22 protein-coding genes and 1 tRNA gene are annotated in these 26,673 nt (G+C 69.6%); 12 read left to right on the top strand and 11 right to left on the bottom strand.

The features are described from left to right. Positions 1 to 69: 69 nt before the first annotated feature. Complete coding sequence (locus AKJ13_RS30320) at positions 70 to 2,790, top strand: PAS domain-containing protein (RefSeq protein ID WP_244471580.1); 2,721 nt, start codon at positions 70 to 72, stop codon at positions 2,788 to 2,790. 92 nt (positions 2,791 to 2,882) lie between these two features. Beyond that, a complete protein-coding gene (locus AKJ13_RS10265; RefSeq protein WP_050733252.1) occupies positions 2,883 to 3,128 on the top strand; it encodes a hypothetical protein in 246 nt (81 codons plus the stop codon). A gap of 1,341 nt (positions 3,129 to 4,469) precedes the next feature. Here the strand turns inward: AKJ13_RS10265 and AKJ13_RS10270 are convergent. Next, positions 4,470 to 4,928, bottom strand: a complete 459-nt coding sequence (locus AKJ13_RS10270; protein ID WP_144426228.1) for an accessory factor UbiK family protein — start codon at positions 4,926 to 4,928, stop codon at positions 4,470 to 4,472. 458 nt (positions 4,929 to 5,386) lie between these two features. Here AKJ13_RS10270 and AKJ13_RS10275 point away from each other — a divergent pair, with 458 nt between their 5' ends. Beyond that, entirely contained in the window at positions 5,387 to 6,352 is a 966-nt protein-coding gene (locus AKJ13_RS10275; protein WP_050733254.1) for a hypothetical protein, read from the top strand. On the opposite strand, the gene AKJ13_RS10280 is transcribed toward AKJ13_RS10275, so the two are convergent. The 8 genes from AKJ13_RS10280 to AKJ13_RS10320 form a co-directional block, all read right to left on the bottom strand. Continuing rightward, entirely contained in the window at positions 6,276 to 10,325 is a 4,050-nt protein-coding gene (locus AKJ13_RS10280) for a bifunctional DNA primase/polymerase (RefSeq protein ID WP_160320599.1), read from the bottom strand. The two genes, AKJ13_RS10275 and AKJ13_RS10280, sit on opposite strands and share 77 nt — an antisense overlap. 443 nt (positions 10,326 to 10,768) lie before the next feature. Next, positions 10,769 to 11,194: a hypothetical protein gene (locus AKJ13_RS10285; RefSeq protein ID WP_050733256.1), complete on the bottom strand. Its 426-nt coding sequence runs from the start codon at positions 11,192 to 11,194 to the stop codon at positions 10,769 to 10,771. A gap of 340 nt (positions 11,195 to 11,534) precedes the next feature. Continuing rightward, positions 11,535 to 11,762, bottom strand: coding sequence for a hypothetical protein (locus tag AKJ13_RS10295; RefSeq protein WP_050733258.1), 228 nt, complete (start codon positions 11,760 to 11,762; stop codon positions 11,535 to 11,537). Further along, positions 11,749 to 11,946 (bottom strand): hypothetical protein, encoded by a 198-nt coding sequence (locus AKJ13_RS10300; protein ID WP_050733259.1) that lies wholly within the window; start codon positions 11,944 to 11,946, stop codon positions 11,749 to 11,751. Before AKJ13_RS10300 ends, AKJ13_RS10295 begins: the two co-directional genes overlap by 14 nt. 11 nt (positions 11,947 to 11,957) lie before the next feature. Then, positions 11,958 to 13,595, bottom strand: a complete 1,638-nt coding sequence (locus AKJ13_RS10305; RefSeq protein ID WP_050733260.1) for an AAA family ATPase — start codon at positions 13,593 to 13,595, stop codon at positions 11,958 to 11,960. Positions 13,596 to 13,667: 72 nt separating this feature from the next. After that, on the bottom strand, positions 13,668 to 14,225 hold the full coding sequence (locus tag AKJ13_RS10310; protein ID WP_050733261.1) for a hypothetical protein: 558 nt from the start codon (positions 14,223 to 14,225) through the stop codon (positions 13,668 to 13,670). Positions 14,226 to 14,301: 76 nt separating this feature from the next. After that, positions 14,302 to 14,724: a hypothetical protein gene (locus AKJ13_RS10315; RefSeq protein ID WP_050733262.1), complete on the bottom strand. Its 423-nt coding sequence runs from the start codon at positions 14,722 to 14,724 to the stop codon at positions 14,302 to 14,304. A gap of 112 nt (positions 14,725 to 14,836) precedes the next feature. Further along, positions 14,837 to 15,265: a hypothetical protein gene (locus AKJ13_RS10320; protein WP_050733263.1), complete on the bottom strand. Its 429-nt coding sequence runs from the start codon at positions 15,263 to 15,265 to the stop codon at positions 14,837 to 14,839. Positions 15,266 to 15,747: 482 nt separating this feature from the next. Between AKJ13_RS10320 and AKJ13_RS10325 the strand changes: the two genes are divergently transcribed. The 4 genes from AKJ13_RS10325 (at position 15,748) to AKJ13_RS10340 (ending at position 18,929) form a co-directional block, all read left to right on the top strand. After that, positions 15,748 to 16,086: a hypothetical protein gene (locus AKJ13_RS10325; protein WP_050733264.1), complete on the top strand. Its 339-nt coding sequence runs from the start codon at positions 15,748 to 15,750 to the stop codon at positions 16,084 to 16,086. After that, positions 16,079 to 17,461: a hypothetical protein gene (locus AKJ13_RS10330; RefSeq protein WP_050733265.1), complete on the top strand. Its 1,383-nt coding sequence runs from the start codon at positions 16,079 to 16,081 to the stop codon at positions 17,459 to 17,461. Before AKJ13_RS10325 ends, AKJ13_RS10330 begins: the two co-directional genes overlap by 8 nt. Beyond that, complete coding sequence (locus AKJ13_RS10335; RefSeq protein ID WP_050733266.1) at positions 17,458 to 17,727, top strand: hypothetical protein; 270 nt, start codon at positions 17,458 to 17,460, stop codon at positions 17,725 to 17,727. Before AKJ13_RS10330 ends, AKJ13_RS10335 begins: the two co-directional genes overlap by 4 nt. 146 nt (positions 17,728 to 17,873) lie before the next feature. Then, positions 17,874 to 18,929 carry a hypothetical protein gene (locus AKJ13_RS10340; RefSeq protein ID WP_050733267.1) on the top strand — a complete coding sequence of 352 codons (1,056 nt, stop codon included), beginning with the start codon at positions 17,874 to 17,876 and terminating at the stop codon, positions 18,927 to 18,929. Positions 18,930 to 19,050: 121 nt separating this feature from the next. Here AKJ13_RS10340 and AKJ13_RS10345 read toward each other — a convergent pair. Beyond that, positions 19,051 to 19,124: transfer RNA gene (locus tag AKJ13_RS10345), tRNA-Gly, on the bottom strand. 320 nt (positions 19,125 to 19,444) lie between these two features. Between AKJ13_RS10345 and AKJ13_RS10350 the strand changes: the two genes are divergently transcribed. After that, positions 19,445 to 21,130: a methyl-accepting chemotaxis protein gene (locus AKJ13_RS10350; RefSeq protein ID WP_050733268.1), complete on the top strand. Its 1,686-nt coding sequence runs from the start codon at positions 19,445 to 19,447 to the stop codon at positions 21,128 to 21,130. 34 nt (positions 21,131 to 21,164) lie between these two features. Here AKJ13_RS10350 and AKJ13_RS10355 read toward each other — a convergent pair whose 3' ends face one another. Next, positions 21,165 to 22,007 (bottom strand): 3-keto-5-aminohexanoate cleavage protein, encoded by an 843-nt coding sequence (locus tag AKJ13_RS10355; RefSeq protein ID WP_050733269.1) that lies wholly within the window; start codon positions 22,005 to 22,007, stop codon positions 21,165 to 21,167. Positions 22,008 to 22,348: 341 nt separating this feature from the next. Between AKJ13_RS10355 and aroQ the strand changes: the two genes are divergently transcribed. From aroQ to AKJ13_RS10375, 4 genes are all read left to right on the top strand, one after another. Continuing rightward, positions 22,349 to 22,801 carry a type II 3-dehydroquinate dehydratase gene (gene aroQ, locus AKJ13_RS10360; protein ID WP_050733270.1) on the top strand — a complete coding sequence of 151 codons (453 nt, stop codon included), beginning with the start codon at positions 22,349 to 22,351 and terminating at the stop codon, positions 22,799 to 22,801. A gap of 133 nt (positions 22,802 to 22,934) precedes the next feature. Beyond that, complete coding sequence (locus AKJ13_RS10365) at positions 22,935 to 23,636, top strand: orotate phosphoribosyltransferase (protein ID WP_050733271.1); 702 nt, start codon at positions 22,935 to 22,937, stop codon at positions 23,634 to 23,636. A 12-nt stretch (positions 23,637 to 23,648) separates the two neighbouring features. Beyond that, positions 23,649 to 24,728: a dihydroorotase gene (gene pyrC / locus AKJ13_RS10370; RefSeq protein ID WP_050733272.1), complete on the top strand. Its 1,080-nt coding sequence runs from the start codon at positions 23,649 to 23,651 to the stop codon at positions 24,726 to 24,728. A 262-nt stretch (positions 24,729 to 24,990) separates the two neighbouring features. Then, positions 24,991 to 26,436: an amidase gene (locus AKJ13_RS10375; RefSeq protein WP_050733273.1), complete on the top strand. Its 1,446-nt coding sequence runs from the start codon at positions 24,991 to 24,993 to the stop codon at positions 26,434 to 26,436. Positions 26,437 to 26,673: the final 237 nt, after the last annotated feature.

Genomic DNA, 26,673 nt, shown 5'->3' on the forward strand with positions numbered 1-26,673 from the left:
CCCGTCGCGGCCGACCAGGCCGACACACCTTTAGCCCGCATGAACGCATCTCAACCTGACCCGGGCACGATGTCCCGCGAGCAGCTTGAAGCCGAGGTCCGCCGGCTGCGCGGGCACTCGGCTTCCCTCGCGCAGATGTTCGAGCAAGCCCCTAGCTTCATCGCCCTCCTGGGTGGCCCGGAGCACCGCTTCATCCTGACCAACGCCGCCTACCAGCGCGCCGTGGGTGGCCGCGAAGTGGTCGGCCGCACCGTCGCCGAGGCGCTGCCCGAGGTCGTCGGCCAGGGCTACGTCGAACTCCTCGATGGGGTGTTCCGCTCGGGCGAGCCCCACACGGCCGCGGGCGCGAGGCTCGACTTGCGGCCCGTCCCCGGCGGCCCGGTCACGGAGCGCTACCTCGATTTCGTCTATCAGCCGGTCGCCGACGCGGACGGGCGGGTCAGCGGCATCTTCGTCGAGGGCCACGACGTCACCGAGCGCACCCGCGCCGAGGCGGCGCTGCGGGAGAACGAGGCGCGCTACCGGACCTTGTTCGAGAGCATCGAGGTCGGGTTCTGCATCATCGAGATGCGGTTCGAGGGCGACCGCGCCGTCGATTACCGGATCGTCGAGGCTAACCCCGCCTTCGTGCGGCAGACCGGCGCCGACGTCGCCGGCAGGTGGGTGAGCGAGTTCGCGCCGAACCTGGAACGGCACTGGTTCGACACTTACGGGCGCGTCGCCCTGACCGGCGTGCCCGCTCACTTCGAGCACTACGCCGACGTGTTCGGGCGCTGGTTCGACGTGCGCGCCCTGCGCACCGGCGAGCCGACGGCGAAGCGGGTCGCCGTCTTCTTCTCCGACATCACCGAGCGCCGGGAGGTCGAGCGGCGCGCCGAGGCCGGCGAGCGGGATCTCCGCCTGATCGCCGACGCACTGCCGGTGCTCATCGCCTTCATCGGCGCGGACCACGTCTACCGGTTCGCCAACGAGGCCTACGACGACTGGTTCTTCGTCCCTGCCGGGCAGATCGTCGGGCGCGACGTCCGCGAGCTGCTCGGGCCCGACGCCTACGCGGCGCGCCGACCGTTCATTGACCGGGCGCTCGGCGGCGAGCCGGTCACCTTCGAGATGGACTGGCCGCACCGCGACGGGCGCCACCGCGTCGCCGAGATCCGTTACCTGCCGCGCCGCGACGCCGGCGGCCGCGTCGACGGCTTCCACGTCTTCGTGCAGGACGTGACCGTCCGGGTGCAGACCGAGGCTGACCTCGCCCGCCAAGTCGCGGCCCGCACCGCCGAGCGCGACCAGATCTGGCAGGCCTCGTCCGACCTGCTCTGCGTGGCCAACTTCGAGGGCTACTTCGTTAGCCTCAACCCGGCCTGGCCGCGCACCCTCGGATGGACCGACGCGGAGATGAAGGCGCGCCCGTTCCTCGACTTTGTCCACCCGGACGACGTCGCGTCGACCGTGGCGGCGGCGGGGGGACTGTCGCGCGGGGAGGCCCAGCTCACGTTCGAGAACCGCTACCGCCGCAAGGACGGCAGCTATGTCTGGCTGTCCTGGAACGCGGTGCCCCGCGACGGGCTGATCTACTCGTCCGTGCGCGACGTGACCGAAATCAAGCAGCAGGCCGAGGCGCTGGCCAAGACGGAAGAGGCTCTGCGGCAGTCGCAGAAGATGGAGGCGGTCGGCCAGCTGACCGGCGGCCTCGCACACGATTTCAACAACCTGCTCGCGGGCATCTCCGGTTCCCTGGAACTGATGCAGACGCGGATGAGCCAGGGACGAATGGGTGACCTCGACCGCTACATGAGCGTCGCCCAGGGCGCGGCCAGGCGCGCCGCCGCGCTGACCCATCGCCTGCTCGCCTTCTCGCGGCGCCAGACGCTCGACCCCAAGCCCACCAACGTGAACCGCTTGGTCAAGGACATGGAGGAACTCGTCCGCCGGACGGTCGGCCCGTCGGTTCACCTGGAGGTCGTCGGCCTCGCGGGACTATGGCCGGCGCTGATCGACGCCGGTCAGTTGGAGAACGCGCTGCTGAACCTGTGCATCAACGCGCGGGACGCCATGCCGGACGGCGGTCGCATCACCATCGAGACCGCCAACAGGTGGATCGACGAGGCCGGCGGGCGCCAGCACGACCTGCCGCCGGGCCAGTACCTGAGCGTCTGCGTGACCGATACCGGCACCGGCATGGCGCCGGACATCGTCGACAAGGTGTTCGAGCCGTTCTTCACCACCAAGCCCACCGGCGAGGGCACGGGGCTGGGCCTGTCGATGGTCTACGGGTTCGCCAGGCAATCCGGCGGGCAGGTGCGGATCTATTCCGAGGTCGGTGAGGGCACGACCGTGTGCCTGTACCTGCCCCGGCACTACGGCGAGGCCGACGAGGACGAGGTCGCGCGCAGGCTCGCCGAGGTGGAACAGGCGGGCCAGGGCGAGACGGTGCTGATCGTCGACGACGAGCCCTCGGTGCGGATGCTGGTGACCGAGGTGCTGGAGGACCTCGGCTATACCGCCATCGAGGCGGCCGACAGCGTCGCCGGGCTGAAGGTGCTGCAATCGGACGTGCGCATCGACCTGCTCGTGACCGACGTCGGGCTGCCGGGGGGCATGAACGGGCGCCAGATGGCCGATGCCGGCCGCGAGCGGCGCCCCGACCTGAAGGTGCTGTTCATCACCGGCTACGCCGAGAACGCGGTGCTCGGGAACGGCTACCTGCGCCCCGGGATGCAGGTGCTGACCAAGCCGTTCGTGCTGGAGACTCTCGCCACCCGCATCAAGGATCTCATCGCCGAGGCTTGAAGCTGCCGGCAGAGGTCGACCTGCGTCATCGTCCGCAGTGACCGGGGGCCCGTCCCCGCGTTGTCGGTCACGACCGACCGACCGGAGCCGTTATGTTGAACCCGTTCTATGCCGCGTTCCTTCTCGCAGTTGAGGCGCAGAAGGTTATCGAGTTGCGGCTCGTACGGATCGCCTGGGGCGGCGCCGAGGGCCAAGCGGAGATGGTTTCGATGGTCGGCGAGAAGGTCGTGGCCGCGATGGAGGCCGCCAACACCCTGATGGCGGGCGGCAGCCACGGCGATGTCATCGCCCGCTACCGGGAGCTCGTCGCCGACAACACCCACCGCCTGATGGCCTGAGCTGGCTCCAGGGTTGACTGCGACCTCAACCCTCAACCGACCTCAAAAGCGTGTAGGCCCTCGTCCTGCGGCTTGATGTAGTGGTTGCGGGAGATCCCAGGTCTATCTTCTGCTCGGCGTCCGCGGCTGTGTCCGCTTCCGGGGGGCGCGCAGCCGCACGTGAACGACTGCGTTGGGTCGGATGCGGACCGTCCGGTTCTTGGTCGAAGATCAAGGGCATTCCCAAGTAAGGCGAGTCTCGCCTTGCTTGCGGGGCGATGACGCTCTCGTTTGACAGCGGGCGCGCGCCCTACCTGGTGGTCCGTGACCTCAGGCCCTACGCCGTCAGTTGGCCCAAGACGCGGTAGCTCCCGATCAGGTCGTCGAACAGCGTGACCTCCGAACGGCTCCGCGCGTCCAGCTGGGCACCCCGAACACTGACACAGGGATGGCCCGGGTACGCGCCACCGGCGAGGCCTGACGCGTTCTAGCTGGAGTGGTCCCCGCCCTGGGTGTTCCCCAAGAGGCGGGGCGGCGGCACCCATGGAGACCATTGTAAGCCTAGGCATGACCCGTCCCGGCGACGATTGCCGAAGCCTGCGGATGCGTTGACGACCAAGCGGGAGTTGCGGCGCATCCTCGAAGCCGCGTGAAGGCAGGTCCGAAATACCGCGCACCCACAGAAGGGGGCAGCCGAGGACGACCCTGGGCTTGTTGGCGAGTTCTTCCCGTTGTTTGGGCTTGCTCGGTAGCGGCATGTCGGCGGGCACCGTATGCTCGTCGAGGGCAGTGCCCGTGTAGCCCGACGTCAGGAGCACCCGCAGGCGCGGACGCAGGCGCTGGGCCTCGCGACCTAGAGCTGCGCGCTATTCATGCCGCTGGGCATCGCCCCGTCCGAGAACAGGATGTCGATGCGCTCGCGGCCGCCCCACGTTCCAGGGCCTCCGAGGCTTGGGTCGCAGTCAGCGTCCGGTAGTCGAGCTCGCCTAAGCTTTCGACCGCCATCTCCAGCACCGCAGGCTCATCCTCGACCAAGAGCACCACCTCGCCGGAGGTCGCCCGCCGCAGTGAGAGATGGTTTTCGGGCTGGACCTCGGCGGCACTCTCGGCCGAGCGCGGCAGGTAGAGCTCGACGGTCTTCCTGCTCGGCTGGGGCCACGAGCTTGCGAGCCAGTGCCCCCTCGGCGTTCTCGACTTCGACAGCCTGTTCGGCGGATCTTTGACACAAAAAAAGTGGCCCCGGCGGCATGATAGCCGACCTGGGGCCCAGTCTTGATCCAGTCGCTGACAACACCGCGTGCGGTGCCTCCAAACAGACGCACTTAAGGTAGCGTAGCAGGCGATTCGCGACAAGGCGACCTGTCATGAAGCTTGTCGCTTGACCGGGGCGAACTGCTTGACCGCTGCTTGGATGCGGCCCCCGGCGGCGTGGGCGCACTCCGCGTAGTCACCACCCGCAGCGCGCCCGGCCTTGCCGCACTGATCCATAATGGCGGCCACGGCGACGCTGCCCGCCACGGGCGCCTCGGGGCGGTGGCTCGGCGCCCTGGCAATGGCGCGAGCGAGGCCGGCTACGACAAGGCAATCGACCTCGGCGTTCGTCACCAGTGGCTCAAGCTCGGCGACCCGCGCCTCAAGCTCGGCGACGCGGGCGCGCAGGCGTTCGACCTCCGCGCGCTGCCGCTCGCGGTGCTCGCGGGCGCGGTCCGCGGCGTCGCGGCGCTGCCGGGCCGTGCGGGCCGCGGCGGTCTCGTGTTGGCTGTCGAGGTTGGGGGTCGGGATCATGCAGGCATTGAAGCACTGGGCGACGGAAGTTTCCAACGGGCCGACGCCGCGATCCGGCTCGGTCCAGGGAGGCCCGTGGAGCGTCCTCGCACCTGCGGATGAGGAAGGACCCGCGACGGCGGCAGGAGGCCCGATGCCGGCCGCCCCTGCGTCGCGGCGGCGGCAACGCGGCGGCGGCGGTAGCGCGGCGGTTCTCACTCGCCCTAGGTAGGGGCGAAGCCCACCCCTGAGGTCAGCATTCCACAGCGGAAAGCCCAACCTTTACGCGCGGCGAGTGCCAGCTTGCTGGCGCGAAGTCGCGCGCCAAGGAACCCCTAGGACACTGGTGGTTACCTCAGCGCTCGCTTCGCTCGCTTAACTCCGTAGGGTGGGAACCCCCTATAATCCCCCTGGACTGCCTTTTTTGCGTTTTGCAAGCGACTGTGCCGAAACAGCTATTGTGACAATCCTACGTGAGGTCCATCATTCTCGATAGGACCACCTCGGACCCTGTCATGCTGCCCATCAGCCGCCACGCGGCGACCCACCTCGTCCTGTCCTCGAAGCTGCCCGTCCTCGCCGACGGCAAACCCATCTCGGCCAGCGACCGCGTTGACGCCAAGGCGGTCCGCCTCGCCCTGACCGTGCTGTCCCGGGCCGCCACGCGGCAGGTCGACCGCGACGATTGGCTCGACGCCCGATGGGACCACGAACACCTGTCCGGACGACCACGCGAGACCGTGACGGTTCCGTTGGCCCGGCTGAGGGTCGACCTCGGCAGGGCGACGCTGGGCGGGCTCGTGGAGGCGCACGGTCGGGCAGCCACCATCCGCGCGAGCATCCTCGGCGAGCCGAGTTTCGGGGAGCACCCCATCCTCTATGCCGGCGTCCATGCGCAGGCCGGTCAGGCCAAGCCCAGGATCGCTAAGGCAGCCACGTCGCTGGACTTCCGCGTCGACCGGACGCTGGCGGCGGTCGCCCATCTCTACGCCGACGGGGACGACGACGAGGTCCAGGCCGCGCCGTTCGGCTACGACCCCACGGTCATGGCGGCCCTTGCGTGCCGGTACAGCCCGGTCGTCTACCTGCGCCTCATGGCGTGGACCGAGGCCGGCGCGAATCTGCCGCCGGGATGGCGCGCCAAGCGCGTCCGGGGAGGTCTCATGAGCATGGAGATCCGCGCCGTCGAGATGCAGGAGGCCCTCGGAGCCAGCGGCATTCCCACGCCGTCGGCAATGGAGCAGCAGCTCCTCCGCCCGATCGCGAAGGATCTCCGCCGGGTCGGGATCACCTTCGAGTGGGCATACGAACGCTCGCCCATCAAGAACGCGGTCAAATGCCTGCGGCTACGGGTGAGCGACCCGAGGGAGGCGTGCGCGCCGGCGAGGACGCGCACGCCGACGGCTATGCGGCGGCCGCGGCCTCGTCCGGTGCCATCGGGTCTGCGGGCGCTGCGTCCCCAGGTCCCGGCAGGGCGATGACCTCGCCCTCCTCGGTCGGCACCGGGGGGTTGGCGTGGAGGATGACCTGGATGCCCATGTCGATGCCGCCCGGCGTGAACAACTTCCTGGCATCCGTCCGGAAGTTCGAGGCGATCTTCTCGAACGTTTCGGCGACCGCGTCCCGGGCGGCGAGTTCGGCATTGGCGCGCTGGGCACGGGTCCCGACGAAGGCCACGACCTTGTCGCCCTCCTCAGACCTGGCGATCCCGCCCGCCGGCTGGGCGCCGCGGCCGAGGTACTCCACGGTCTCGACCTCGCGGCCGGCGGCGCGGTAGGCGGCCACGACGTGGTCGCGCAGGTCGGCGTCGGGCACCCACGCCGGGACCTGCCGCTCGACCGCCTCGCCGCCGTCGACCTCGATCCGGACCGCCTTCATTGACTTGGCCCACCGGCTGGTCAGGTCGGCTCCATCCAGGCCGAGCTCGTGCAGGACGGTTGCCGGCGCGCCCTTAAGCCAAGAATCGAACGCGACCTCGCCAATGACATCGACGTCCGCGACGCCGGTCCGCCGCAGCGCGTCGGCGACCGCGCCGACCCGCGCGGGATCGGCGAGGTCGGACATGCTGACGACCTCGTCGATGACGAAGTCCTCGGGCAGGCACCGGCTCCCGGCGATCCACAGGGGCGCCTCGCCGAGCCGGTAGACCGGCCGAAGACGGCCGGCGAACTGCTTGAGCTCCTCCTCCCGGAACTGCTGGCAGATGACCTTGGCCCACGGGCCCGCGTACTCCGAGACCGTCACGGTCACGGTCCCGCCGTTCCGAAGCGGGTGGGTGCGCCGGACCTGCGGCGGGCGGACCTCGATGGCGTGGCCGTAATCGTCGACCAGGAACGAGCCGTCCTCGGCGTGCAGGTAGCCGTCGCCCCACACGTCGATGGGGAGCTCGGGCTTCTCGTCGTCGTAGGTCGCCGCGGCCACGACGCCGTCGATGAACCGCACCGGGAACTCGTGCCTTCCGACGCTCATCGCGACGAGGTGTTCACGGGCGAAGTCGAGGCCGCGCACCGCGCCGTAGTGCATCCAGTCGGTGTTCGGCGGCTCCGCCCAGGTGTTCATGAGGGCGCTCCGGACGCTCTTCGGCGCCCCGACGACGATGCGTCCGTGACCGTACAGGACCGCCGCCGTCGTGATGGCCGAGCGGACCTGCCCAATAGTCATGGCGACCGCGCGGCGGGCCTTCTTGTCTTCCCCGGCCAAGTCCATCCGGAATGCGGAGGTTCGCCATGTCCGGTCGGCGAGCAGGATCGTGCGGAGGTTGAGCTTGGCGTCGACGTCGGCGACCGACACGTCCCGGCCGCCCCAGCACTTGCTCGTCAGCCCGACGTCGGCCGAGGCGTCGAGGAGCAGCACGGGGTGCTCGGCGAAGTTGGCGTCCGCCCGCCACGAGATACGGATGGTCTTCCCCCCGTCGAGGCTCTGGATGCGGTAGTCCCGCTCGCCCCGGGCGAGACCGGGCATCGGGCGCCCGTCGTTGCCCAGCCGATCGACGCCGCCGTTGAGGTCCCGCGTGGTCGCGTCCATCTTCAGCGCCAGCAGCCGCTCGCCGACGATCTTCCAGAAGCGCCACTCATCCCTCAGGTGCTTGCCCGTCGGGCGCTCGGCCAGGGCGCGCACGGCCTCGACCGACATATCCGGGCGGAGCTTCCGGCCCGCTTCCTGCGCGCGCCCCGTCACCTTCACGGCGGCCTCGACCATCGCCTCGGCCTTCTCCAGCCCATGCCGAAGGACGAGCATCGCGGCGACGTCGTAGTGCCCACGGATCGCCTCGGCGGCGGTGGCGGCCGCGTAGTGCCGGGCGGCCATCAGCTCGTCCCCGGTCTCTCCGCCGTCCCGCTTGTACGTGCGCGGCGGGGCGCGGGGGGTGTCGAGCATCAGCGTCGGGAAGGTCGCCCAACGCAGGACCTCCGTCCACGTCCGCTCGTCCCCGATGACCCCGGCGACCGCCTTCTCCAGCCCGGCCGGGAGCGACGGGCTCGTGAGGAACGCCGTCGGCGCGAAAATCACCTCGGCCTCGGCGATCTTCGCGCGGGCGGCGACGACGGGGCAGACGTCGTAGTGCGGGCAGCGCTTCTCCTCGCTGCCGCCGACGCCGTCCTCGACTGAGGCCCTGCACAGGCCCGCCGACGAGATCCCGGCGGCGCGCAGGATACCCTGTTCCTCCGTCCGGAGGCATCCGCCGCGTTCCTTGCCCTCCAGGATGAGGTACTTGGTCCCCTGCGGCAGGTCGCGGGCGGCCGCCTCGGCGTTCTTCCGGAATACCGCCCAGGCGCCCCTGGAGGTCGCCTGGAAGCGCGACACGTTCTCGTAAATGTTCTCGTAGGACGGCTGGAGGAACAGCAGCGCGCCCCCGATGGGGCCGCGCTGGGCGAGGTCCTCGGTGACGACCTTGACCGCGGTCGACGACTTGCCTGCGCCGGTCGGGGCGCGCAGCAGCCGCACCGGGCGGACCGGGGCGTCGGCGCCGAGGATGCGGTCGCGCCGCACCTCGGCGAGGAAGTTCTCCATCACGCCGACGATCTGCGTGGCGACGCGGCCCGCTTGCTCGCCCCGCGCGGCGTCCGAGATCAGCGCCCGGTCGCGGGCGAGGGCCGGGTCGGCGGGGGTGAAGACGACGTCCTCGGGGAGCTGCGCGCGCTCCGCCGGGAGCCAGGACAGGTCATCCGATTCGGTGCGCTCGACGGCGTGGGGCACGACCGGGGCGACCGAGACCTTGCCGGTCGCCTCGTCCCGGACGATGCCGCGCGCCTTGACCTCGCCTCGGGCCAGCTTCGCCGCCGCGCTGTCGATGCGCTCCCGGCAGCCGCGGGCGAGCTCCGTCGAGGATCGGAAGCGGTCGCCGCCCGGCGCGAAGATCTCCTCGCACTCTGCGATCAGGTGCCCGGCGAGGGTGTAGCGGCCCTCGTCCGTCAGGGCCAAGCCCGGGTTCTTGACGACGTACGAGAAAGCCCGGCTGTGTAGGAAGGCTTCGCGGCCGGCGATGATCTTGCCCTTCGCGCCCCACTTCACGCCGGCCATGGCGGTGTTGACGGCGGGCCGGACGAATCCCTCTGCGGAGACGAGCGCCGGATCGAGCGCGACGCCGTCGCCCCAGGCCACGGCATTCCGCAGGCCCGGGACGATGATGCCGGCCGCGTCGACAGCGGAGATGAGGGCCTCGACCTGGACCTGCGTGATGACGGGGGCGTGCTCGGGGCCGTGCGTGTCCGGGCGGCAGGCGCCGATCCAGTCGAAGTGCTGGCCGGTCTTGTGGTGGGCGCCGAAACCCGTGACCGGCTTCCGGTCGGCGATGACCTCTATGGCCTGGTCGTGACCGTCGGCGTCTTTGGCGTCGAGGGCGTAAACCTTGTTCCGGACCGGGTCGGCGGCGTCGGAGCGGTAGATCAGCACGAGGCGCGGGGCGCGCCCGACGCGGCGGAACTCGGTCCGCCCGAGGTGCCGGTCGACGAGTGCGAGGATGGCCTCGGCGAGCGCCGGATCGCTGACGTCGATGTCGAGGCAAAGGGCCCGACCCGAGACCTCGCCCATGATCAGCGCGGTGTTCGCCCGGTTCCGCGGGCCGTCGCTCTCGGCCCACCAGGAGAGCTCGTCGGCGGTGGGCAGGCGGGTTTGGAGCGGCTTCCATTCCAGGCCCTTCCGGCTGCGGCCGGGCTGCTTGACGAGGATCGGGCCGCGCCGGCCGGAGCGCGCCTGCGGGAACAGGCTCCAGCCGTGGGCGACGCACGTCGGGGCCACGGCGCTGAAGCGCTGGCGGCGCGCCTCGGCTTCCCACGCGTCCTTGCGGGCGCGCTCCTCGGCGGCAGCGGCCTGGGCGGCGGCCTCGGCGGCCTCGGTCTCGCGGTCGATCTCCGAGGCGACGCGGACGCGGACGAGCGTCGCGCCGTAGCGGGCGAGGACGTCGGCGATGGCGGGCGGGGTCTCGGGCGGTAGGAATTCTTGTGTCGTCGGGGACATCTGCCTGCCTGTGGGGCCGCCCATGACGGCGAGGGTTTGCGTCTGGATCGGCGGGCGGAAACTCGTTTTTGAACGGCGTTCAATTTGCCTCTCATGGCAAATCGAATCCGCTTGGTCCCGTCCCGATAGGTGAGCGTACGGATGTCGATGCATAGGTCAACGGCGAAAGCGACGGATGCGGCACCCTGGTCTCCGAAAATCAAAGCCGACATTGGGACGTGCCTTCGGGCCGCCCTGGGTCGACGAGGATGCCACTCTAAATCATTGGCGCGAGCATCGTTGACGGGACGGCGTGCGCTTTGGGCGGGAACTACCGCCCAAAATGCGTAGGGGTGGCGTTTTCCTATTGTGGGCCACTAGCCGAATCTGGGGCGCGCGAGCAGCGTTCCGGTCATGGAACAAACCGCCCCCTCGGGACGACCCCGCTAGGTCAGGGTAGGCGATCAGTCCCCGGTCGATAGTGCGCCACGGCCACTGCGAGGGCATTCGTCCACGCCGGTCATCTCGCCGTACAGGTCTAGGCGCTCCGGATGCCGGTCGTCCTGGGTGACGATGTAGGAGCCGCAGCGGCCGTCCGGCAGGTCCCACCGTCCCCCGAACCCGGGCATCCGACCGCGGGTGCCCTCGCCGGTCCCGATGACGCGCTTGAGGACCCGGCCGGTGCGGGGATCCTGAAGCCCGCATTCGACGCGGACCCGCCAGTAGCCGGGGCGCCCAGGCTCGCCGTCGACGTAGCCGAACCGCTGCAGGCCGCCCGGTGCAGGCTCCGTGATGGCCCAGCGCCAGCCGCTGTCGAACGTCGGGAAGAGGTCTTCGGCGAGGGTGGCCGAAGGACTGGCGACGGCCAGCGCAAGGATCAGGGTGCGCATTCTCGGGGCTCCTATGAAGGATTGAGGGCCCACGCCGATCCGTCTGGCTCCAGCCATACGACGTCGGCGTGGGTGATGATCTCGCCGGTGTCTCGGCGCCGGAAGCCCGCCTCGGACAGGCGGTACCCGACGCGGACCGCGTGGGCGGGCCTGGGCGCCTCGCAGGGTTCGCCGGCCACGACCGCATGGACGTCCCCAGACCTATGCTGCAGGCACCTCAACCGGCCGGCCTCCGAGGCTCGGAAGCGGCATCCCGCGAGCGTCAGGGCGGGCACGTGGGCGACGACGCGACCGTCGCGGCGGACCGAAAACAACCGCCGCGTCCTGTTCCAGTACGCCTCTACAGCCTCGGGAGAGGGGGGAGGTACAGCGCCACCGCCTCCGCCTCCGCCTCCCGGGCCATCCGGACAGCGTCCGACCGGCTGATCCGGCCGGCCTCGTCCAGGGCGATGATGCGCTCGACCCGGAGCGTCATCGCGATGCCGATGAGGCCGCAGACCCGGCGGGTCGCCCATGCGGAGTGGACGCTGTCGCGGATGGCGTGGAGGCCCTCCTCAGGCTGCCGCATCGGAGGCCTCCTCGGTCTCGACGGGCGCTTCGGGCAGCGCGTCGCGGACGGCGCGGATGGCCTCGACGACGGCCAGGGCGTCGGCGCCGTTCAGCTCGCCTGCCATGGCCCACCGAGTCACGTTGAGCCCGAGCACGCCAAGTTGCTGGCGACGGAGGGCGAGATCGGTGTCGTTGTGCTGCATCGTCCCCTCCCTCAGTTGGCCAGCCGCGGGTCGGACCGAAGTGCGACCAGCCGTTCGATTGCCCTGCGGAGCGGGCGCATGCTGCCCCCCTGCCAGCCCTGGAGAGCCCGGAGCTCGGGGGCGTCGAGGTCGGGCGTCCAGGCAGGATCGTCCCCTCCCTCTCGGCGCAGCGCCCGGAGGATGCCGCGGGCGACAACGGGGAGGTCCTGGCGCCGCGGGGCGGGCCACTGGATGACCGTGAACCGGTCGAGGAGCGGTCCACGGAGTGGCTCCACGGAGTTGGCCGTCGCGAGGAACGAGACGCCCGACAAGTCGCAGGCCGCCTCCAAGGCCGGGTCGTGGTACGCGTGGCGCCGGGTCGGTTCGAGCATCGCCAAGAGGGCAGAGTGGTGCGACCCGTTGTGGTCGGACCGGGCGGTCTTATCGAGCTCGTCGTGGACCGCGGCGACGGTCATGCAGCCGAACGTCAGGATCTGCTGGCCGGCCCCGCCCAGGCGCGTCGTCGACCAGGCCCTCGACGTGCCCCCGTACATGCCGTCCGCGAGCCCGCCGCAGGGGATGACCGTGGTCGGCAGGCCGAGGGCCTCGGCGACGGCTACCGCCCCTTCGGTCTTGCCCGTGCCCTGGCCGCCCACGAATAGGTACGGTCCTAAGACCACCCGGTCCCGGCCGGCGAGCGGCGCGATGATGCGGGCGATCTCGGACGCGGCCCAGGGCCTGTCCTCGACGAGCCGCTCGCGGACCTCGGCGAGATCGGGGACCGCCACCGACTTGAGCGGCTGCGTGGCGCTCAGACGGTAATCCTTGAGGGGACCGCCCTTGAGATGATCCAGGCTCCCCGATACGAGCGGACGCAGGGCCGGGCCGGGCTCCGGCTCCGGTTCGGCAGCCGGCCGGATGGCCTTCGGCGCCGCCTTGGGCGTGGGCCGGAGGGGCGCCCTACGCAGAGGGCCGGGTCGCTCCAGGTCGACCATGTCCACGGCATCGGGATCTCCCTCGAAGATCAGCATGTCCGTGGCAGCCTCGTGCAGCAGCACGACCTCCGTGAGCATGGCGAGGTGGTTCCTCGCGATGAGGCGGGCACTCTCGCGGCGCGAGGGACGGTAGTAGAAGTCGGGGCGATCATCCTCCTCGACGCGGCCGTTAACGACGACGTCCATCGCCTCGATCAGCGTGGTCCACGTCTCCAGGTAGCCGAGGGACGTATGGTCCCCCGTCGTCATCATCGCGTACGCCCGGCGGACGGCCATGCGGGCGCCGACGCGGTCGCCCATCATCATCAGGAGCATGGCCGAGTGATCGCGCCAGGCCTCGTGCATGATGCGCGAGACGGGCACGGTGTCGTCGTTCTGCAGGACGGCGTCGCACGCGCAGACGAACCGGCGGAGCCCCTGCGGGGTCGCGTCAGCGGCGACAGCCACGAGGGCGTCCTGAACCTCTCGGCTGAGGCGGTAGGGGCGCGGCGCGGCCAGGGCGGCGCGGGCGGCGAGCTCGGCCTGCCGGAGCGGCTCGTCTGGCACGGCCCCGTGGATGAGGTCCTGCGCGCTGAGGACGGTGTCCTCGTTCCGCTTCTGGGTGGTCCGGCTGCTGGCCTGGATCTCGGCGCGCATCAGCGCGGCCGCTGCCTCGAAAGGCGTGCGCTTGGTCATGTTCGGTCCCCTTGGCCAGTCGCCTCGGACGTTCCGCAGGCGCAGCTCAGAGGCCGTAGTAGCAGGGATTCCTTACCGGTCGGTTAAGGGCTTGCCACTGTAATCCCACTCGGGGTCCTTCCGGCGCCGGAACGCCTCGCGCTCGGCCAGAACCTCGTCGAGCACGTGGAGGGCGCGGCGGTACGTGGTGGCGGTCGCCAGGTTCCGCTCGGCGATGTCGACGGCGGCGGGACGCCCGCTCGTGTGCGAGGCGGTCGTGTGCGCCTCCTGGAGCTCCACGACGCAGAGCAGGGCATGACCGAGGGCGCGCGGATGGGCGTGCGCCGCGGCCGCGCCGAGGAACAGCAGCGTGTACTCGGGCAGGCCCGACTTCGCGATGCGGTCCTTGGACGTCGACCGCCGGTTGATTTGCATCAGCCTGGCGAGGGAGGTGACCCATTCATGCCCGAGGACGCGCGTCGCCGCGTCGTCGACGGCCTCGACGAGGTCCTCGCCGATCTCCGCCTGGGGGATGACCCGGTCACCGACGTGGTAGTCCCGCCCGACGAGCATAAGCGGCTCGCCGTCGAGGGTGCCGATGCACGCGCCCCGGGGCGGCTGGGGCATGGGGCGGAGAACGAGGCGAGGCATAGGTGGCTCCCGGCATGCGGAAGGGCGGCCCCGGCCGGGACCGCCCTGAGTATAGGGGATTCGAGATGTGGGGCGGTCAGTCGACGTCCTGCAGCGCGAGGAAGTCCTCGACGGTGGTGTCGTCGGCGTAGCGGTTCGTGCCGCGCCCGATCCACGCCCGCCGGTCCCGGTCGTAATCGTGGACCTCGTAGGTCTCCAGGCCGATGTACCAGTAGCGCGCCTCGTTCCCCATGCCGTCGAGGTGGACGAACACGTGGGGGAGCCTGGCGTCTCCGTCGAGCAAGGTGTCGTCATCGTAGACACCGGGCTCCTTGCCGAGGGGGCCGGCCTCCGCCTCCAGACGGGCGAGCAGTTCCGCCGTGGCGGCCTGGTAGTCCCCATCCTCGGGGGTCCGGTGCGCGATGTGCTCCTCGATGGCCTCGGCGGCGACGTCGCGGCCGGACTTCGTGGTCGCGGCCTTCCAGGCGGCGATGGCGGTGTCGATAGTGGTCTCGGACATGGTCTCGATCCTCGGTGTCGGCCCACCCGGAGGACCCGCGGCGGGGAAGTCGCCCTGTCGGCGCTCCCCGCTCCCCCGCCGGTGACCGACGGGGGAGAAGGGAGCGTCGCGCTCAGGCGGCGAATCCGGCGTTGATCGCGGCGAGGTCCCGCTCGGAGAGGATGTCCCGCAGGGCTTTCACCAGGGGAGCCGCGTCGAGCCCGTGGAGCTCGGCGAGCGAGCGGACAGCGTCGCCGTCCTGGCCCTTGATGCACCAGTCGGCCCAGTCCTCGGAGGTGGCGAACCGGTCGGCGCCGTCATCGGCCGGGTCCGAGGCGAGGGCCTCGTCGGCGATGCCGCGGACGACGTCGGCGGCGGAGACGTAATTGATGATGAGGTCGGCCTCGGCCTCGTCGACGGTCTGACCGAGCGTCCGGGCGAGCTCGGCGTAGTCGCGGCAGCCGGCCTGGCGGGCGAAGGCGTCACGCGCCTCGGAAAAGGTCTCGACCTCGAAGATGTGGTCGGCGGCCTCGGTGGAGATGCGGACGTAGGAGTTGGACATGATGGCGATCCCTTGGTCGTTCCACCCGGCGGTGCCGCGGCGGTAATGTCATACTTAAAGCGACATTAATGGGATTGCAAGCCCCGAAACGAAAAAGGCCCGCCTCGCGGCGAGCCCCATTCGGTGTGCCCTCCCACGGGGAGGTTGGCGCGGTCTTCGGTCGGCCGCTGTCTTCACGTGGTTCGCCCTCCCGAACCCGGGAGAAGACTTGGTAACCCGCGGGGATTCGGGTGCGGGCGGGATAGGTTCGCCCTCCCACCGGGAGGGTCACATCGACTTGGCCTGAGCGTTTGCCAGTCCGGGTTTGCCCACCCGCAAGCGGGTGGATCAGCGTAGTGGTCACCCTAAAGCAGGGCTGGAGTGGTTTGCCCCCGCCGGAGCGAGGGGCGACTCGATCCAAGACCGAAAGCTGCCCCGCCGTCAAGCGCCCTGTGGCCGAATCGGCATGTGCGGTCCACGATCCCTGTGGGAAGGGATCAACGATGCTCACGGACGACGAACTGGACGGTCTCGCGCGCGCCGGCGCGGCGCACGGGGACGAGGATGCCTTAGGCCCCGACGGCAAGATCGACGTCATGGGCAAGCGCCTGAAGATGACGCGCGTCGGCGTCCCTGAGTACGCCAGGCACGTGGCGCGGCGCATCGAGACCACCGAAGAGTTCGCCATGAAGATGGTGCACGCGACGCCCATGGTTCGCGCGCTTGCCGGTCTCACGGAGCAGGGCCCGAACCGGGCCGCCCGGCGCGCTGCCGCTGCGCAGGCACGGAGATCGCCGACAAAGGACGCCGACCTCCCGCAGGTAGGGTCCTTCCATGTCTGAGCGCACCCCCGCGACCGACAAGGGCACCGCCGACCGGATCGAGGCCGACGACGGAGGCTACTGGGTCCGCCTCGTCACCAAGCAGGCCCTCAAGCGCGAGGGCGTCTGCATGGGCAACTGCCTCGACAGCGGCGACTACGGCAGTCACACCGCCGGCAACGAGGACATGGTCTCGGAGGGGCTGTGGTCGCTCAGGAAGGCGGACGGCCTCAGCTACCTGCTGGTCGAGGTCGACACCAACAGTGAGCGCACCGAAGCCGACATCGAGGAAGCCCGCGGCCCGAAGAACAGCGCGCCGTCCGGCTGGTCGGTCCGCCAACTCCGCCACCTCGTCGCTGCCTTTCGTGCAGCCGGCTGCATCCCGCAGAGCATTGCCGTAACCGAGGCGGACGGCATGACTCGGCGGCCGGATAAGGCACCTCAGGATCTCCGGGACGCCGTCGAGGCGCGGGAACTGCAGGAGCAGGCCTCAGCGGCCGAAAGTGCTCGCATCCGGCGCGACGCCGCCTTCTTCATCCGGAACGACCCATACCTTCGGATGGCGGCCCAGAGCATGATCCGCAACGTCGTCGGGGATGGGCCAATCAACCCACCCGGCGAGGTGCCCGAGTGCCCGGATGACGTGGTGCTATACAGGGCCGGGCCGGACGAGCCGTTCCAAATCCTGAGGGGTCGCGAGCGCCTAGCCGCGATCCAGCAGGCCATCAACCGAGGCATCCTCACCGGGCACGAGATCAGCCTAGGTAGCTCCACCGTTGAAACGGTGACTGTTCGCGCCCGGGGTCACGTGAGCCAGTTCGCGACCATGAACGAGGATCTCACCTGGAAGCTGCACCTTGGCGACATCGTGTTTCCAAAGGTCATGCCGACTGGCGATGTAGGCTTCGGTGAGGTGGATGCCGTGACGTTCCGGATCGCCCCGTCGAGGAACGTGCGCGGCCACCGGGTCTTCCGAACGATGGATGGCGGCGTTCTAGCGGTCCCGAACCTGTGGCGCGCGGAGCCATGGATCGAGCCCGCCTTCGAACAGCCAAGTGTGCCCATCGAGGCCGAGATCACCCGGGTCGAGACGGAGATCGCCGAGGCGCGCTCAGCGAACACGACCCGGTCGGTTAGGTACCTCCAGAGTCTCTATGCCCGCGCGGCGGGTGGGCTCCCCGGGTCCATTCGCATGACCCCGATGAGCGTCGAGCCATTCCGGGTCGACGCCGGCGGCAACGAGGCGCCCCTCGATTACCCGCTCGGGGAAGCCGAGAGCACCGTGGAGGAGATCCGGGAGGGGCTGCGGCGCGAGATAAACAGACCGATGACGGTCCTGCCGTGGTCGGACGAGCCCGTCTCGCCGGTGATCAGGATCGAGGGAGGTGAGGCATGACGGTGACCGCACCCTTCGCAGGCCACGTCCTGGCCCGGGCGCTGGCGTCCGAGCCGGAGGCGCGGGTCGACCTCCCGTATCCGCTGCTGCTGCTTCTCGCTCGGCAGGCGGTGGTTGCAGGCCTCTGGGCGCCGCCGGCCGGCGTCCCGGTCGAGGAAGCGATCGACGTGTTCGCCGGTGGGCTGCGCATCCGATCTCAAGGCGAGACCTTCATTTCGGACGAGGCGGACGTCGAGGCCGTTACTCTCATGAACGCGGGCGCATAGTCTGCGCCAGCCAGGCTTGTCCAGACGATTTAGCGGTATTCAGGCCGGGATATCCACAGCGAATCGCGTTAAGATTCGCTGCGCGCTGGTGGCGGACTGCTTACTGTGTTTCCATCTTCCCTTGATTGCTCATGAGGAAGATGCCCTTGGCAGATCTCGAAGCTCTCTTCGACAATTCGGGTGCCGGTTTCTGGAAGACCCGCTCCGACGACGAACTCCTCGAAATGGAGTTCACCACCGATGACCCGGAAAGTTTGGACAACGTCTCGAACGACCCGCCGCCCGACGAGGAGGCGATGGTCGAACTAGCCTATAACGTCGCCGGCCGGGAGCGCGGCCGCGCCCAATGCGTGTTCTGCAAGCACCCCAACCACGATAAGGGGGTGGTCATGCTCTACCGCTCCGGCGGGCGCCGCCTCGTCGGGCGGGACTGCGCGCACAAGCGTTACGGCGTGGTCTTCGACGAGCTGGTGAAGGACTTCGACGCGGCGCGGGATCGGCGCGACTACGTTGAACGCCAGCGGACGGTTCTCTCGCAGCGGACCGATCTCGTCGACCAGATCGCCGATATGGCCCGGGACCCGGCGGTTAAGGCCTTCGCCGACATTCAGCGGCAACTGCGGGCGATGCTCGGGAAGAACGTCTGGGCGCGGCTCGAACGGGTCGCCAACGGCGACGGCATGCTCTCGACCGAGGAGCAACTGCGCGACTACGGAAGCGGGAGCGAGCGGGTCCGGGGCGTGATGGTCCAGGGCGATGCCCTGCACGGCGCCGAACTCTTCCGGTCCGGCCCGTCGGTGTCCAACCAGTTGTACGACATCGAGATCGAGGTCGCGATGACGCTCGAAAGCCTGCGCCAGCCGGGCGTGACGACGCGCGAGATCCGGCTGGGTCTCGTGAAGCTCGGCGACCTGATGCGTCGGATCGAGGAACAGCGGGTCCGCCTGCGGGCCGTCAACAGCTTCTTCGAGATCTACAACCTCGGTCATTTGGCCAATTGGGCCCGGTCGGTCGACCGACAAATCATCATCGGGACCGGGACCCTGCCAACGCGCCTCGTGGTCAACCGGGGAAGCGAGGTCCTGGAGTGCGCCGCGCCCGAGCACTACCGCGTCCCGGGGCAGTCCCTCGTGGCGCTGATGCGGGACACCGTCACCGCCCAGAAGAAGGTCCGCCGGGTGGCGAAGGGCGCTGCGGCCTAGGACGAATCCCGCCTATCGAGGTGGTATCCCGGTGGTATCCGGCGGTCGTGCATTCAGCCGGGGATACCACCGCAGGGCGCCTAAGCGGATGCGAAGACTGAAGCTATCGCCGGAAAGAAGGTGGAGCGGGTACCGGGAATCGAACCCGGGTATTCAGCTTGGAAGGCTGCTGCTCTACCATTGAGCTACACCCGCGCGGGCGGATCGTTAGCACGCCGCTCGGCGCGTGAGAAGGTGGGAGTTAGGGGCGGTTCCGCTCGAAGCGGCGGCCGGCCAGGGCCGGTTCCGACCCGGCCCATTGTGGGAACAGCGGCGGCCCTGTGCTTGATTCGACGTGGGGCAAAGCTGCCATCCCAGGCGCGCCGGCAATCCCGCGGCTCCGACATCAGTAACATTCGACACTATAAATCATGGCCTGCGAAGAATTGTCGGGGCTTAAGGATATATTTCTTTTATAACGATAAGGCATATCCCGCGCGCATGCAGCGCGGAGACTGTCGCGACCTGGAAGTATAATGCTCGATTCTGTGTCTATCAAAGGCAAGCTGATCGCTTGCTTCTCGATCATGCTCGCCTTGATCGGCGGCCTGGCGGCCCTGTCCTACCACCAGATCGAAACGATCAATCACGTGGCCACGGACCTGCGCGCCCTGCGTCTCCCGGCGACGCAAGCGCTCGGCGGCATCCAGACCATGACGCTGCGCATCCGGGTCAACGGCAACCGTCTCCTCCTCGGCAAGACACCGCAGCAGCGTGCGGACGCGATGACGTCGATCGACCAGCGGATGGCCGAGCTGCAGGGCTACAAGACGCGGTACACGAGCTTGATGGAAACCGACGCCAAACGGGCCTTGTTTCGGACCTTCGAGCAGCAATGGGCGGCGTATCTGAACGAGCAGGCGGAGACTTTCGCCAAGGCCGATGCCGGTGACGGCGCCGGCGCGCAGGAGCAGTACAACACGACCATGTCCGACTCGATCCGGGGCCTCGTCGCGACCTTGAAATCCCTGGCGGACCTCGAAAACGCAGCCGCCGAGTCGAGCGGCGCGCAGGCGCAGGCCGCCTACGATCAGGCCCGGCAGCAGATGATGGTCTTCCTGGCGGTTGCCGCGATCCTGGCGATTGGGGCGGTCGTGATGCTGGTCCTGGAGATCAGCCGCCCGCTCGGCCGCATGACCGCCGCCATGCATCAACTTGCGTCCGGCGATACCGAGACGGCCATCCCCGCCGTCGGCCGGCGCGACGAGGTCGGCGCGATGGCCGGCGCCGTCCAGATCTTCAAGGAGAGCATGATCCGCGCCCGCAGCCTCGAACGGGAGACCGCGCAGGCCCGGCTGGCCGCGGAGGAGCAGCGCAAGCTCGGCATGCGCCAGATGGCCGACAGCTTCGAGGCCGCGGTCGGCGGCATCATCGGCCAGGTCTCGGCTGCGGCTTCCGAACTCCAGGCCACCGCGCAGACGATGACCGTCACGGCCACCCGGACCGCCAGCCGATCGACGACGGTGGCAGCCGCGGCCGAGGCGGCGGCGGTCAACGTCAACACCGTGGCGGCCGCCGCCGAGGAGCTCGGCTCCTCGGTCCAGGAGATCGGCCGTCAGGTCGACGGCTCGGCGCAACTCGCCCGGCTGGCGGTCTCGGAGACCGACCAGACCGGCGCGCTGGTCGAGGAGCTGAGCACGGTGGTTTCGCGGATCGGCGACGTGGTCGGGCTGATCTCGAACATCGCCGGGCAGACCAACCTGCTCGCGCTCAACGCGACCATCGAGGCAGCCCGCGCGGGCGCGGCCGGCAAGGGCTTCGCGGTGGTGGCGTCCGAGGTGAAGGCGCTCGCCGAGCAGACCGCGAAGGCCACGCAGGACATCTCGGGCCAGATCACGCAGGTCCGCGGCACGACCGGTCAGGCGGTGACGGCGATCGGCGGTATCACGGCGCGGATCCAGGAGATCAGCGGCGTGGCGACCTCGATCGCGTCGGCCGTGGAGCAGCAGGGCGCGGCGACGCAGGAGATCGTGCGCAATGTCGGCCAGGCCGCGACCGGCACCGCCGAAGTGACGACGAACATCGCCGGCGTGGCCGGAGCCGCCGACGAGACCGGGGCGGCGGCCTCCCAGGTGCTGAGCGCCGCCTCCGCGCTGTCGCGCCAGTCCGAGCACCTCGCGGTCGAGGTCCGGCACTTCCTGGAGACCGTCCGGGCCGCGTGAAAATGCGGCCCGCGCCGGCCTCCGGCTGCCCGGGTCAGGCCAGGCCCAGAGCGGCCCGCGCCTCGGCCGGGTTCGCCACCCGGCGGCCGTGGCGGCGCACCGCCTCGGCCGCGATGGTGACCAGCTCGGCATTGCTCGCCGCCAGCCTGTCCTTGGTCACCCGGATGTTGTCCTCCAGCCCGGTGCGGACCGCGTCGGCGCCGCGGGCGAGCGCCCACTCCATCACGACCGCCTGGTTGCGGCCGATCCCGGCGGCGGTCCAAGTCGCTCCCGGCAGGATCCGCCGCGTCTCGGCAAGCAGGATGTCGAGCAGGTGCTCCTCGGCCGGCATCGCGTTCTGGACGCCCATCACGAACTGCACGTGCGGGCGCGCATCGATGAGGCCCGCCTCGACCAGCCTCCTGGCACCATGAAGGTGCGACAGGTCGAAGATCTCGATCTCCGGCCGGATCCCGAACTGCTTCATCTGGCCGGCGAGGTCGGTGACGAGGCTGGCGCTGTTCTCGTACACGATGGTCGGGAAGTTCACCGAGCCGGTGGAGAGCGAGGCCATGTCCGGCCGGTGCTTGAGCGAGAGGCCCCGGGCGGCCGGATCGCGCCCGCGGCCGCCGGTAGAGAATTGCACGATCATCCCCGGGCAGTGCTTGCGCAGACCCTCCTGCACGGCGGCGAACTTGTCGGGGTCGGAGGAGGGCGACTCGTCGTCGTTGCGCACGTGGATATGGGCCAGCGTCGCGCCGGCCTCGAAGGCCTGCTGGGTTGACTCGATCTGCTCGGCCACGGTGACCGGCACGGCCGGGTTGTCCGTCTTGCGCGGCACCGAGCCGGTGATCGCCACCGCGATCACGACGGGCACCTCGCTCCGGGATCCTGCCATCCGCCTGTTCTCCCTGGTCATTTGTCTCGGTCAAGCCCGGGATAGCGCCGCGGGCCGGGAAACTGAACCGCCGCGGCGGAGAGGGGGCGCCCGGGGCGGGACATCTCGGCGCCGGTGACAGGGCGATTGCGGCGACGTGTTTGACGCTCATCCAACGCACGGCCACAACGCAGCGACCATGCCGCGCCCGCATCCTGACGTTCCGCAGCGGAGCAGGGACCTCGAAGGAGGCCTCCGGCCAGCGCGGGCACCTCCGGATGAGGGTTTGGGTGGGAGCAAGCGAGCGAAGGTCTCAGCGCATCGAGGCTCGAGGCCGGCCGCACGGGGCGGCGGGGAACGCGATGAACGACACGATCCTGGTCCTGAACGGACCGAACCTGAACCTGCTCGGCAAGCGGCAGCCGGAGATCTACGGGCGCGAGACCCTGGCCGATGTCGAGGCCCTGTGCCGCGAGACCGCCGCCGGCTTCGGCCTCGATGTGGATTTCCGCCAGAGCAACGCCGAGCACGCGCTGATCGACGCGATCCACGATTTCCGGGTCGGGTCCGCCGGCATCGTGATCAATGCCGGCGCCTATACCCACACCTCGGTGGCGATCCTCGACGCGCTCAATACCTGCGAGGTGCCGGTGATCGAGTGCCATATCTCGAACGTCCACCGGCGCGAGGCCTTCCGGCACCATTCCTACATCGCGCTCGCCGCGACCGCGGTGCTGGCGGGCTTCGGAACGCACGGCTACGCGCTCGCAATCCGGCATCTGGCGCAGCTGCGAGCCAAGGCCGGCGCGGCTTGAGCGGCGGATAGCGGCCGCTTCAGGGTTGACGCTGGCAAAGACAGGGCGGAGGAGACCGGTCAGGCCTTCCCTATCCTCGCGCTCTTCAACCGGTCCCCGGCGGAGAGTGCCCCCAGCGGAGCGCGCACGCCGCATGACCACGTCCTTCCTGCCCATCGACCGGACGCTGATCGCCCGCGAGGCGGCCAAGATGTTCCTGGAGATCCAGGCCGTCCATTTCTACAAGGACGAGCCGTTCAAGTTCACCTCGGGCTGGGCCAGCCCGGTCTATATCGATTGCCGCAAGATCATCTCGTTCCCGCGCCTGCGCGCGACGCTGATGGATTTCGCGACCGCCACGATCGTGCGCGAGATCGGCTACGAGTCGCTCACCCATATCGCGGGCGGTGAGACCGCCGGCATCCCGTTCGCCGCCTGGATCGCCGACCGGCTGATGCTGCCGATGCAGTATGTGCGCAAAAAGCCGAAGGGCTTTGGTCGCAACGCCCAGATCGAGGGCGAGGTGGTCGAGGGCGCCCGGACCCTGCTGGTTGAGGATCTCGCCACCGACGGGCGCAGCAAGGTCAATTTCTGTCAGGCCCTGCGCGATGCCGGCGCGCAGGTCGATCACTGCTTCGTGCTGTTCTACTACGACATCTTCCCCGGCAGCGCCGCGCTGATGCAGGAGACCGGGATCAAGCTGCACTACCTCACGACCTGGTGGGACGTGCTGGCGGTCGCCAAGGAGATGGGCACCTTCGATCCGAAGACGTTGGAAGAGGTCGAGAGCTTCCTCAACGGGCCGGCGGAATGGTCTGCGGCCCATGGCGGCATTTCTTCGTTTGGGCAGGCCTGAGGGGTTCTCGAGATGGGCGTCGCCGACCTGTTTCCCGCCGAGCGCCAGGAGGCGAAGCCGGCCGACCGGATCACCATCCGCCGGCCGGACGACTGGCACATCCACCTGCGCGACGGCGCGATGCTGAAGGCGGTGCTGCCCTACACGGCCGCCCAGTTCGCCCGGGGCATCATCATGCCGAACTTGGTCCCGCCGGTGACCACGGTGGCGGCCGCGCGCGCCTATCGCGAGCGGATCCTGGCGGCCCTGCCCGAGGGGCTCGACTTCACCCCGCTGATGACCTGCTACCTGCGGGACGACACCGATCCGGACGAGATCGAGCGCGGCTTTGCCGAGAAGATCTGGATCGCCGCCAAGCTCTATCCGGCCGGCGCGACTACGAACTCCCATGCCGGCGTCACCGACCTGATCGGGCTCGCGCCCGTCCTGGAGCGGATGGAGCGGATCGGCATGCCGCTCCTGATCCACGGCGAGGCGACCGACCCGGAGATCGACATCTTCGACCGCGAGGCCGCCTTCATGGAGGGCAGCCTGATTCCGCTGCTCGCCCGGCACCAGGGCCTGAAGGTTACCGTCGAGCACGCCACCACCGCCGAGATCCTCGATGTGGTGCGGGCCAACCGGACCCGGGTGGCGGCGACGATCACGCCCCACCACCTCGTCATCAACCGCACCCACATCTTCCAGGGCGGCCTGCGGCCGCATCTCTACTGCCTGCCGGTGGCCAAGCGCGAGCGGCACCGCCTGGCGCTGCGGGCGGCCGCGACCTCCGGCGAGGCTTGCTTCTTCCTCGGCACCGACACCGCTCCGCATGTCCGCGGCGCCAAGGAGGCGTCCTGCGGCTGCGCCGGCGTGTTCTGCGGCCCGACCGCCCTGCAGACCTACGTGCAGGTCTTCGACGAGGAGGGCGCGCTCGACCGGTTCGAGGCCTTCGCGGCGCTGAACGGGGCCCGTTTCCACGGGCTCGAGCCCAACGCGGCGACCGTCACCCTCGAGCGCCGCGAGAGCCACGTGATCGAGGCGGTGACCGTCGAAGACACCGCCGTGGTGGTGTTCCGGGGGGATGAGACGCTGCCTTGGGCGGTGGTCTGACACCACGCCGATAGGGGGCATCGGCCCTCTCCGTCATTGCGAGCGCAGCGAAGCAACCTAGGGCAGCGGGCGATTTCAGGTCGTCGGGTCTCCCTGGGTTGCTTCGCTGCGCTCGCAATGACGGTGCGGAGCCCTGCGACGGGATGGTGGGCCGAATTTCAGCACATCTCTTGCCTCTCCGACGATCACCAGTACTAGACCTTCGCGCGCGCAGGCGTGTGACTGGTCATGCCAATCCGCAGACCTCGATCGGAGCCCGACCATGCAGGACGCGCGACAGGACGGCATCACGGCGCTCGGCGCCGTCGATCTCGCGGCCGCCATCCGCGGCCGGGTCGTTTCCTGCGTCGAGGTGATGCGCGCCTATCTGGAGCGGATCCACCGGCTCAACCCTCAGGTCAACGCCATCGTCGGGCTACAGGACGATGCGGCGCTCCTGCAGGAGGCGGAGGCGCGGGATGCCGCGCTCGCCCGCGGCGAGGCCGTGGGGCCGCTGCACGGGTTTCCGCTCGCCGTGAAGGACCTCGATGCGGTGCGCGGGCTGCCGTTCACGCAAGGGTCGCCGATCTTCGCCGACCGGATCGCGCAAGCTGACACGATCATGGTCGCCCGGCTGCGCGCGGCCGGGGCGATCTTCATCGGCAAGACCAACATCCCCGAATTCGGGCTCGGCTCGCACAGCTTCAATCCGGTCTACGGCACCACCGGAAACGCCTACGATCCGGAGAAGAGTGCGGGCGGGTCGAGCGGCGGCGCCGCGGTGGCAGTCGCCCTGAAGCTTCAGCCGGTGGCCGACGGCAGCGATTTCGGCGGTTCGCTTCGCAACCCACCTGCCTTCAACAATTGCTACGGCCTGCGCCCGAGCTGGGGCCGGATCCCGGTCGAGACCAAGGACGTGTTCACCCCCGGCCTGTCCGTGCTCGGCGCCGTCGGGCGCAGCCCCGCCGATATCGGCCTGATGCTGTCGGTGCAGGCGGGCTACGATCCGCGCTGCCCGAACACGATCCGCCAGGACCCCTCGGCCTTCGCGAGCCCGCTGGCCCGGGATTTCCGCGGGACGCGGATCGCCTGGCTCGGGGATTTCGACGGCCAGATCCCGTTCGATCCCGGCGTGCTCGAACTCGGCCGCGCCGCGCTGGCGACCTTCACGGAGATCGGCTGCGTGGTCGAGGAGGCCGCGCCCCGGTTCGACATGGAGCAACTCTGGCGCGACTTCATCACCCTGCGGGCCCTGATGGTCGCGCCGGTGCTCCGGCCTCTCTACGACGTGCCCGCCCACCGGGCGCAGATGAAGCCTGAGGCGATCTGGGAGGCCGAGCGCGGTCTCGAACTCACAATCGACCGGCTCACCGCCGCCCTGGAGGGGCGAACCCGCTGGTACGAGACCGTGCGCCGGTTCATGGAGCGCTACGATTTCCTGGTCATGCCGAGCGCGCAGGTTTTCCCCTTCGACAAGAACCTGCGCTGGCCCCGCGAGGTCGGCGGCCAGCCGATGGACACCTATCACCGGTGGATGCAGACCGTGGTCCCGGTGACCATGTCCGGCCTCCCGGCCCTCGATATCCCGGCGGGCTTCGGCGAGGCCGGGCTGCCGACCGGCATCCAGATCGTCGCCCGCAATCACGGCGAACTCGCCTGCCTCCAGCTCGGCGCGGCCTACGACGCGGCGAGCAACTGGGTCCGCCGCCGCCCGCCGCCCCTGCACTGAGCGCGCGTCCGATCCTCGGCTTTCGCGTTGACCGGTTCTCGGGTCTCCGGTATGAGGCCCAACACGTCACGTGCGACTGGACTGAATCCGATCCTGGATTTGTCGATCGCCGCGAGGCAGGCTCGGATATCCGATGAACGCGGTTCTTATTGTAGCGGAAGCGTCACCGACGGGGCGGCCCTAGTTCAGGGCTGCAATCCGAGCGGTGGCGCATGCAGGGTCCCTCGGGGCCCTTTT

It is taken from the genome of Methylobacterium sp. ARG-1 (assembly GCF_001262595.1).
Taxonomy (GTDB): domain Bacteria; phylum Pseudomonadota; class Alphaproteobacteria; order Rhizobiales; family Beijerinckiaceae; genus Methylobacterium; species Methylobacterium brachiatum.